Source organism: Clostridium sp. (genome assembly GCF_021443865.1).
Lineage (GTDB): Bacteria > Bacillota > Clostridia > Clostridiales > Clostridiaceae > Clostridium.
The window spans coordinates 1-10,446 of record NZ_JABUTB010000075.1; the positions used below are offsets into that span (position 1 = coordinate 1).

Genomic DNA, 10,446 nt, shown 5'->3' on the forward strand with positions numbered 1-10,446 from the left:
CTTTTTCATTAATTTTATAGCATAGTAGAGGTTCATTTTGTTTATTTAAAATATCATTAGCTATATAATTTATACTTAATAAAGATTCATTACCACCAAGAGTTAAATAATTACTTATAGAGACCTCCTCCTTATTTAATAAATATTAATACAATATATTCATTTTAAAAAAAATTATAATAAGTTTCATTTATATTTTTCATTTATGTCAATAATATAAGTATTAATTATAGGAAGGTGATTTTTTGAAGAATATATTTAGAATAATTACAGCTTTTTTGATTTCAGTATTAATTACTACTTTGGGTATAGGAATCTACTTCAAAAACTCACTCATGATAATATATAGAGTATATGAAGAACTAAAAAAATCAAATGAATCTGTTGCAACACTAGGTAATTTAACAGATTACTATATTACAACATCTATGGATGTAAGGAATATAAAATATAAAGAAAGTACATCTAACAATGTTTTCTTAGATATATATAAATCAGATATAGAGGATAAACCCTCACCTGTTATTTTATATGTTCATGGAGGTAGCTGGATCTATGGTGACAATGGCATCCCTATAGGTCTAGATCCCTTATTAAACGCTTTAAATAAAAGCGGATATACAATTATAAGCGTTTCTTATGAACTGCTAAAGGAGAATGTACCTTTACAAAATCCTATAATTGATGTTAAGGATTCAATTAGATGGGTTTATAAGAATAAAGAAAAGTATAACTTTGATACAGATAATATTGGTATTATGGGTATATCATCTGGGGCTCATCTTGCATTAATGGCAGCTTATTCTGGAGAGGATAAATTTCAGGGAGATAAGGAATTAATTAATTACTCATCAAAAGTAAAATACCTTATAGATGTATTTGGTCCAACAGAGTTAAGTACATTAGATACTTCTTCCATAGATGAAGAATATAAAGATGATATTGAAAGTATAGTTAATTCATGGCAGACTTTAGGTAAGTATAGTCCTATAAACTATATAAGTACTGATACCCCTAGAACCTTAATTATACATAGTGAAGAGGATGAAATAGTACCTTATAAAAATGCGGAGTTTTTATATAATAAGTTAAAAGATTATAATATTAAAACTAAGTTACTTACATTAAAATCAGGATCTCATTACTTTACTGGTTACAATAAATTTGAACTAACAGCTCTATGCTTTGAAGTACTAAAGTTTTTAGATATTAATAACAAATAAGGGATGCTATTTTGCATCCCTATTTTATTTATTATATGGAACTCCATACTTTTCATAATAAGCTTCTATAGAAGCCTTCATATTATCATCAATATATATTTTCCCATTAAGCTCTCTATTATATAAGTAATGAACTATTTCCTTCATAGTAACTATTGAATAAGTAGTAATTCCAAAGTTCTCTTTAATTTCTTCTTGGGCAGACTTTTCTGATTTCCCTTTTTCCATTCTATCTACTGATATAATTAAACCTTTAATATCTACATTCCCTTGTGCCTTTAATATTGGTACAGTCTCATATATTGAAGTTCCTGCAGTCATAACATCTTCAACAATTACTACCTTTTTATCATTACTTATAGAGCCCCCTAATAAGATTCCACCCTCACCATGATCTTTTACTTCTTTTCTATTAGAGCAATATTCAACATTTGTATCATATAATTCATTTAAAGAAATAGCTGTTGTTACTGTTAAAGGAATCCCTTTATAAGCAGGACCGAATAAAACATCAAAATCAGATCCAAAATGTTTATTTATTGCTTTAGCATAGAATTCTCCTAATTTCTTTAATTGAGCCCCTGTAGTGTAATTTCCAGTATTTATAAAGAAGGGAGTCTTTCTTCCGCTTTTAGTAGTAAAATCACCAAATCTCAAAACGTTACTATTAACCATAAATTCAATAAATTCTTCTTTATATCTATCCACAATAAATCATCCTTTCGATACAAATATTAATCGTATAAATATAATAAACATATGTCTTTTTAATTTTATCATCATTTCTTTAAAATTGCTAATATTTTCATATATATAATTTAATTGCATAAAAATTAGGAACTGCCTTAAACAGTTCCTAATAAGTTATGAATATCTATGAATTTTTATTCTCTGGCTTCTTTATTTAGTTCATAAAGTCTTTGTCTTTCAGGTAAAGTTAATTCTAAAGAACCTTCTCTTTTATTAATTAGTTTTTCAAGTTCTTTAAACTTTTCTTCACCAAGCTTTAACTTTATTACATCAGCCTTAATTATTTTTAGCTCACTACACTCTGTAATTGTTAATTTTTCACCATTATTAATTTTTTCTCTTAAAGAGTTAATTTTCGCTTTTTGAGTCTCATTAAGGTATCCTTCATTTTTAGGAGTCCAAAAGTCATCAAATTTATCTTCTTTACTTAAATTTATCCTACATTCACTAAATACCCTTAACGCATTTCCTTTATACCTAAGATCATCTGCTTTAATATTATTAAGATTAGATGAAATTATGGTAGTTGATATTATAGAAAGTAAAGCTAAATATCTTATCATCTTTTGTCCCTCCTTTTTAGATATTCACATTATTATTATATGGAATTATCAAATAATTAAAGGAAGTAATATTTACTATAATTTTTTATTTTCCTGATAAATATTCATTTATACTTTTTGCAGCCTCTAAACCTTCTCTTATAGCCCATACAACAAGAGATTGACCTCTACGTGCATCACCACAAGTAAATATTTTCTCTCTGCTAGTTTTAAATAGCTTGTACTCTGCATTAATATTTCCTCTATTATCAAGCTTAACATTAAAACTATTGCTTATATACTCTTCAGTACCTAAGAATCCCATTGCAAGCATAACGATATCTACATCAATAATTTCTTCACTCCCCTCTTCTTCTTTAAAGGTTAGTCTACCATTTTCATCTTGATACCAATTTACTCTTATAGTTTTAGCAGCTTTTACATTTCCATCTTCATCTGATATAAATTCTTTTACACTTGTGCAATACTTTCTTGGATCTTGTCCGAAAACTTCAATAGATTCTTCTTGTCCATAATCTACCTTTAAAGTTCTATTCCATTCTGGCCAAGGATTATTATCTAATCTTTCCATTGGTAATGGATTTGTTATTTCTAATTGAGTTACAGACTTACAGCCTTGTCTTATTGAAGTTGCTACACAGTCTGTACCAGTATCTCCACCACCAATTATTAGAACATTTTTATCCTTACTAGATATATGATTTGAAACTTCTTCATTATTTAATAAGCTTCTTGTGTTTTCCTTTAAATAATCTACTGCGAAGTGTATTCCTTTTAGGTTCCTTCCTGGAACATTTAAATCTCTTGGTTTAGTAGCACCAGTAGCTAATACAATAGAATCATACTCTTCTAGAACTTTATTTCTTAAAGTTTCATCTATACATATATCTGAATTAGTGAAGAAATTAATTCCTTCCTCTTCTAATAATCTTATTCTTCTATTAACTACCTCTTTATCTAGCTTCATATTAGGAATACCATACATTAGTAATCCTCCAAGTCTATCTTCTCTTTCAAAGACATCCACATTATATCCAAATCTATTTAGATAGTAAGCACAAGATAAACCTGCAGGTCCAGAACCTATTACAGATACTTTTTTATTATTTCTATACTTAGGAACCTCAGCCTTCATAAGACCTTCTTTAAAAGCCATATCAATTATATATCTTTCATTTTCCTTAATACTAACTGCAGGTCCATTTATAGATACTGTACATGCTGATTCGCATGGTGCTGGACATACTCTTCCAGTAAACTCTGGAAATGGATTAGTTTTTAGTAATCTATCTAATGCTATATTTATATTATCTTTATATACTAAATCATTAAATTCAGGTATTAAATTATTTAAAGGACACCCTGATGCCATTCCTTTTATTAATAATCCTGATTGACAAAATGGAATTCCACAATCCATGCATCTTGCACCTTGTTTTGCCTGCTCTTCTTTAGAAAGCAAGTTATGAAATTCATTGTAATGAGTTATTCTTTCTGCTACAGAATCATTTTTTCCTACTTTTCTTTCAAATTCTAAAAATCCAGTTGGTTTTCCCATTACATAGCACTCCTTTCGTAAAAAGCAGCTAGAAGTGCTTCTTCATGATTTAAGCCTTCAGCTTTTTTCTTATCTATTAATGTTATTATTTTTTTGTAATCATTAGGAACAATTTTTTTGAAATTTTTAATTTCTTCATTCCAATTATTTAATATTTCTGTACCACGTTTAGAATCTGTTGCTTCAACATGCTCTTTAATTAGAGATTTAATAGTTTCTTCATCATTAATTTCTATAGTTTCTATATTTACTAATTCTCTATTTAACTTGCTATTAAAGGTGTCATCATAATCATATACGTAAGCTATACCACCGCTCATGCCTGCTGCAAAATTAAGACCACATTTTCCTAGTAATACTACTGTTCCGCCAGTCATATATTCTAAACCATGATCTCCAACTCCTTCAACTACAGCTGTAGCTCCAGAGTTTCTTACTGCAAATCTTTCACCAGCAACTCCATTAATAAATACTCTTCCTGAGGTTGCTCCGTATAATGCAACATTACCTATAATAATATTCTCTTCTGGATTTATATTACAATCTTCTGGATTTTTAACAATAATTTTTCCGCCAGATAGCCCTTTTCCTAAATAATCGTTACAATCACCATTTACTTTAATTGTTATTCCTTTTGGCATAAATGCACCTATACTTTGTCCACCTGAGCCTGTACAGTTTAATAATATGGAATCATCCTTTAATGTATTATAGCCATATTTCCTAGTTATATTACAACCTAATAATGTTCCTAAGGTTCTATCAGTATTATTTATATCGATATCTATTTTTATTGAGTTATTACCGTCAAAGTTTTTTTCAACTATAGGAATTAATAAACTTCTATCTAATGTTATGGCCTTAGCTTCTTTATAGTTTTTATTAAATTTATTTTGTGAAGTAAAGAATCTTTCATCTTTAATTAATAATGAAGATAAATTAATCTTACTTCTCTTAAAGCCCTTTTTACTTTCTTTTTCTTTAAGTCTATCGAATCTTCCAACCATTTCATCAATAGTCCTGAATCCAAGTTTAGCCATATATTCTCTTAATTCTTCAGCTATAAAATACATAAAGTTTATTACATACTCTGGCTTACCTTTAAATCTCTTTCTAAGCTCTTTATTTTGTGTAGCTATTCCTACAGGGCATGTATCTAAATTACATACTCTCATCATTACACAACCTAAAGATACTAATGGTGCAGTCGCAAATCCAAATTCTTCTGCTCCTAGTAAAGCTGCAATAGCTACATCTCTACCAGTCATTAATTTACCGTCTACTTCTAATCTAACTCTATCTCTTAAGTTGTTTAGAATAAGAGTTTGATGTGCTTCTGCAATTCCAAGCTCCCATGGTAATCCAGCATTTTGTATTGAAGTTTTAGGTGATGCACCGGTTCCACCATCATGACCAGATATTAAAATTACATTTGCACCTGCTTTAGCAACACCTGTTGCTACTGTACCAACACCTGCTTCAGCAACTAATTTTACAGAAATATCTGCTTGGTCGTTAGATTGTTTTAAATCATATATTAATTGAGCTAAATCTTCTATTGAATATATATCATGATGTGGTGGTGGTGATATTAATCCTACGGCAGTAGTAGCCCCTCTAGTCTTTGCTATCCATGGATAGACTTTTTTAGCAGGAAGTTGTCCACCTTCACCAGGCTTAGCTCCTTGAGCCATTTTTATTTGTATTTCACTAGCACTAACTAAATATTCAGAGGTTACTCCAAATCTTCCAGAAGCTATTTGCTTTATAGCAGATTTTCTTGAATCTCCATTTTCATCAATTATGAATCTATCTCTATCTTCTCCACCTTCACCAGTATTAGATTTTCCACCTATTCTATTCATTGCAATAGCTAAAGCTTCATGGGCTTCCTTAGAAATAGAGCCATAAGACATAGCACCTGTTTTAAATCTCTTTACTATTGATTCAATACTTTCTACTTCATCTATTGGAATAGGATCACTTAAATATTTAAAATCTAAGAGGCTTCTTAATGTAATAAATGAATCCTCACTATCTATTAACTGAGAATATTCCTTAAAGGTATTATAATCTCCAGTTCTTGTTGCTTGTTGTAGTTTATATATAGTTAATGGGTTGTATAAATGCTCTTCCTGGTCAGCTCTAAATTTATCTCTTCCACTTGAATTAAAAGTGAATTTAAAGTTAGAATTACTCTTTTTATATGCATTTCTATGCTTTCTAAGAATTTCATCTTGTATTTCCTTTAATGATATTCCTTCTATTCTACTTACTGTATTAGTAAAGTATTTATTAATTACATGTTCATTTATTCCTACAGCTTCAAATATTTGAGCACCCTTATAAGATTGGATAGTTGATATACCCATCTTAGACATTATTTTAATTAATCCCTTTAATATAGCTTTGTTATATTTCTTAACAGCAACATTGTAATCTTCAATTAAAAGTTTATCTTCTTGTAGCTTATGAACTGATTCATATACTAAATAAGGATTTATAGCTGAAGCACCAAATCCAATAAGAGTAGCAAAATGATGAACTTCTCTTGGTTCTCCACTTTCAACAATTAAATCAGCCTTGCTTCTAAGCCCCTTCTTAATTAAATAATGATGTACAGCAGATAAAGCTAATAAAGATGGTATTGGAATTATTTTATCATTAACATTTTTATCGCTTAAAATTATAATGTTATATCCTTCTAATATTGAACTTTCAGCTTCCTTACATAATAAATCTAAAGCTAAGTCTAAATCATACTCATCATCTTTTTTACCATATGAAGAATTTATAGTTTTTACCTTAAAATTAGGATTATCAAATTTTCTTATTTTATTTAACTCATCATTAGTTAAAATTGGAGTTGATAGTTTAATTTTAGGCTTATTTCCTTCTAATTCACCTAATAGGTTTTCTGATGAACCAAGATACATAGTTGTAGAGGTTATAATTTCCTCTCTAATTGCATCTATAGGTGGATTTGTTACTTGAGCAAATAATTGTTTAAAATAATTAAAAAGTGGTTGAGGTTCTGTTGATAATACTGCTAGAGGAGTATCTACTCCCATAGAGGTTAATGGTTCCTCACCCTTTTCACACATTGGTAAAATAGTATTTTTTAAATCCTCGTATGTGTAGTTATAAATCTGCAGTAGCTTATCTCTATTTATAGTAGAGAAGTCATTACTATTAATTAAATTTACCTTTATATTTTCTAATGGGATTATGTTATTATTAACCCAATCTAAATAAGGTCTCTTTGAATAATATTGCTTTTTAACTTCTTCATTACTTAGTATCTTTTTATTTAAGGTATCTACTAATAATATCTTACCAGGAGTTAATCTACCCTTTGATACTATATCTTCATTTCTTATATCTAAAGCGCCTACTTCGGATGATAATACTAAATTATTATCCTTTGTTATATAATACCTAGCAGGTCTTAAACCATTTCTATCTAAAGTTGCTCCCATAACATTTCCATCAGAGAATACAATAGCTGCTGGACCATCCCATGGTTCCATTAATGTAGCGTTATATTCAAAAAATGCTTTTTCTTCTTTAGAAATGAAATTATTCTTTTCCCATGGCTCTGGAACCAACATCATAATAGATTCTTCTATGCTTTTTCCATTCATAATTAAAAACTCTAAAGTATTATCTAATATAGCTGAATCAGAACCTTCACTATTTATAATAGGTAGGGCTTTCCTTAAATTTTTACCTATATCTTCTTTATATAGATTTCCCTCTCTTGCTAATAAACTATTAATATTCCCTCTTAAGGTATTGATTTCTCCATTATGAATTATATATCTATTAGGATGTGCTCTTTTCCAGCTTGGAACAGTATTAGTACTATATCTTGAATGTACCATAGTAATTGCTGATTGAACTTTAGCATTTGATAAATCAATATAAAAGTTTTTAAGCTGGCTTGCAAGTAATAATCCCTTATATACGATAGTTTTAGAAGACAAAGATGATATATATGCCTTTTCAGTAACTAATTCTTTTTCAAATCGTCTTCTTATAATATAAAGCTTTCTTTCGAATTCTATATAATCCTTAATATCTGAAGGCTTTTCAATAATGACCTGTTTAAAACAAGGCATAGATGATATTGCATATTCACCTAGTACTGATTTATTTACAGGTACAGACCTCCAAGCTAATATCTTTAAATTCTCCTCGTAGCATAATTTTTCAAATATACTAACACAAGCTTCTTGTTCTGTTAAATCTACTGGTAAAAAGAACATGCCCACTGCATAATCTCCCTCACTAGGTAGGATTACACCAAGTTTTTGCGCTTCTTCTTTAAAAAATCTATGAGGTATTTGAAATAGTATCCCTGATCCGTCTCCAGTTTTACCATCTGCTCCAGTACCCCCTCTATGTTCTAAATTAATTAATATATTTAGAGCATCCTCAATAGATTTGTGGGTTTTAATTCCATCAATATTAACTATAGCTCCAATCCCACAGGCATCATGTTCAAAAGAACTTCTATATAGACCTATATCTTTATGCATAAATATCATCCCCTCGTTAGAATAATTTATTATATAGTTGATAAAATAGAATTATCGAAGTACTATTTTTTTTACTCCAATAATCCTATTTTTTAATTTTTATTTATACTATTAAACATTTAAAAATTTATTATGATATAATTTCCTTTGCATACTCAACCATTTTTAATCCAACATCCATACTATTTTTTTGGATAAATCTATAAGCTTCTTGTTCACTTATTCCTTTTTGATCCATAAGTATACCTTTTGCTTTTTCAATAATTATCCTGTCATTAATTTTCACTTCCAAGTTATTAACTTTTTTCTTTAATTTATTAATTTTTCTCTCACTTTGATAAATAATATCTAAGGTATTTACAAGCAACATAGTATTTATTGGACTTGATATACAGATTATATCAGTTTCCTCTTGGATAATTGATTTATATGGTTCATTTACAATAGCAAGAAAGCTACAATCATCTCCAGTACTATCATATATATCAAGTAAATTCATATCATTGAACTTATAACCACTAATGACTATAGATGGAGAAAATTGCTTTATTGAACGTATAAGCTCATTACCATATTTACACATTGCTATAACATTAAAGCCGTTTCCTACTAGGATACTTTTTATCTTTTGAGAAGTTTCTTCTTTATTTAGTGCAATTATTACATCTATTGTCATTTAAATTGCTCCCTTACAAGTAAAATTAATATTGATTTAAATAATTTTCAATTTCCCAAGCATGCACTTTACTTCTATAGTCATCCCATTCGGCTTTCTTTGCTTTTATATAATTATTAAATGTGTGTTCTCCTAAAGTGTTCTTTACTAATTCGCTTTCTTCCATATATTTTATTGCTTCTTCTAAGCTGCCTGGAAGACTTTCTATTCCTTCTAAGTCTCTTTCTTCTAAAGTCATTTTGAAGATATTTTTTTCTACACTTTCAGGTGGAACTAAGTTATTTTTAATTCCATCAAGACCAGCAGCTAAAAGACAAGCTAAAACTAAATATGGGTTTGAACTTGGATCTGGACATCTTAGCTCAATTCTAGTACCATTTCCTCTTGAAGCTGGAACTCTTATAAGAGGACTTCTATTTTTTGCTGACCATGCTATATATACTGGTGCCTCATATCCTGGAACTAATCTCTTATATGAATTAACAAGAGGATTTGTTATAGCAGAGATTCCCTTTATATTCTTTACCAATCCAGCTATGAAACTATAAGCTGTAGCACTTAATCCTAATTTATCATTTTCATCGACAAATGCATTTTTACCATCCTTATTTAATGACATATTAACATGCATACCAGAACCATTTATACCAAAGAAAGGTTTTGGCATAAATGTTGCATATACACCATGTCTTTGAGCAATTGATTTAACAACTAATTTAAATGTCATAATATTATCAGCAGTAGTTAATGCATCTTCATATTTAAAATCTATTTCATTTTGACCTTCAGCAACCTCGTGGTGTGAAGCTTCAATTTCAAATCCCATATCTTCTAACACTAAAGCTATATCTCTTCTAACATTTTCACCAGCATCTAGTGGGCTTAAGTCGAAATATCCTGCGTTATCTTGTGTCTTTAATACAGGCTTTCCATTTTCATCAGTATTTAGTAAGAAGAATTCACATTCAGGTCCAACATTCATTGAATATCCTAAATCCTCTGCTTCTTTTAAAACTTTCTTTAAGATATTTCTAGGATCTCCTTCAAATGGATCTCCTTCAGGTCTATATATATCACATGCAACTAATAAAGGTTTTTTATTATCCTTCCTTAATTGAAGTGCTAATTTTACACA

The 10,446-nt window shown here is 29.1% G+C and carries 7 protein-coding genes; 1 reads left to right on the forward strand and 6 read right to left on the reverse strand.

Annotation, left to right across the window (positions count from 1 at the left end; translation table 11 throughout):
- Nucleotides 1-245 precede the first annotated feature (245 nt).
- Nucleotides 246-1,223: an alpha/beta hydrolase gene (locus HUJ77_RS12110; RefSeq protein WP_291708979.1), complete on the forward strand. Its 978-nt coding sequence runs from the start codon at nt 246-248 to the stop codon at nt 1,221-1,223.
- Nucleotides 1,224-1,247: 24 nt separating this feature from the next.
- Here the strand turns inward: HUJ77_RS12110 and pyrE are convergent, their stop codons facing one another.
- The 6 genes from pyrE to glnA all read right to left on the reverse strand — a co-directional run.
- On the reverse strand, nt 1,248-1,931 hold the full coding sequence (gene pyrE, locus HUJ77_RS12115; protein ID WP_291708981.1) for an orotate phosphoribosyltransferase: 684 nt from the start codon (nt 1,929-1,931) through the stop codon (nt 1,248-1,250).
- Nucleotides 1,932-2,107: 176 nt separating this feature from the next.
- Complete coding sequence (locus tag HUJ77_RS12120) at nt 2,108-2,536, reverse strand: hypothetical protein (protein ID WP_291708983.1); 429 nt, start codon at nt 2,534-2,536, stop codon at nt 2,108-2,110.
- 85 nt (nt 2,537-2,621) lie between these two features.
- A complete protein-coding gene (locus HUJ77_RS12125) occupies nt 2,622-4,094 on the reverse strand; it encodes a glutamate synthase subunit beta (RefSeq protein WP_291708985.1) in 1,473 nt (490 codons plus the stop codon).
- Nucleotides 4,094-8,644, reverse strand: a complete 4,551-nt coding sequence (gene gltB, locus HUJ77_RS12130; RefSeq protein WP_291708986.1) for a glutamate synthase large subunit — start codon at nt 8,642-8,644, stop codon at nt 4,094-4,096. Before gltB ends, HUJ77_RS12125 begins: the two co-directional genes overlap by 1 nt.
- Before the next feature lie 121 nt (nt 8,645-8,765).
- Nucleotides 8,766-9,311 carry an ANTAR domain-containing protein gene (locus HUJ77_RS12135; RefSeq protein ID WP_291708988.1) on the reverse strand — a complete coding sequence of 182 codons (546 nt, stop codon included), beginning with the start codon at nt 9,309-9,311 and terminating at the stop codon, nt 8,766-8,768.
- A gap of 25 nt (nt 9,312-9,336) precedes the next feature.
- On the reverse strand, nt 9,337-10,446 hold a 1,110-nt coding region (gene glnA, locus HUJ77_RS12140; RefSeq protein ID WP_291708990.1), incomplete at its 5' end, for a type I glutamate--ammonia ligase.

What these genes read in the sequence shown, in the direction of transcription:
- HUJ77_RS12125 (WP_291708985.1), bottom strand. Translation starts at nt 4,094, where the DNA reads ATGGGAAAACCAACTGGATTTTTAGAATTTGAAAGAAAAGTAGGAAAA.
- HUJ77_RS12120 (WP_291708983.1), bottom strand. Translation starts at nt 2,536, where the DNA reads ATGATAAGATATTTAGCTTTACTTTCTATAATATCAACTACCATAATT.
- HUJ77_RS12135 (WP_291708988.1), bottom strand. Translation starts at nt 9,311, where the DNA reads ATGACAATAGATGTAATAATTGCACTAAATAAAGAAGAAACTTCTCAA.
- gltB (WP_291708986.1), bottom strand. Translation starts at nt 8,644, where the DNA reads ATGATATTTATGCATAAAGATATAGGTCTATATAGAAGTTCTTTTGAA.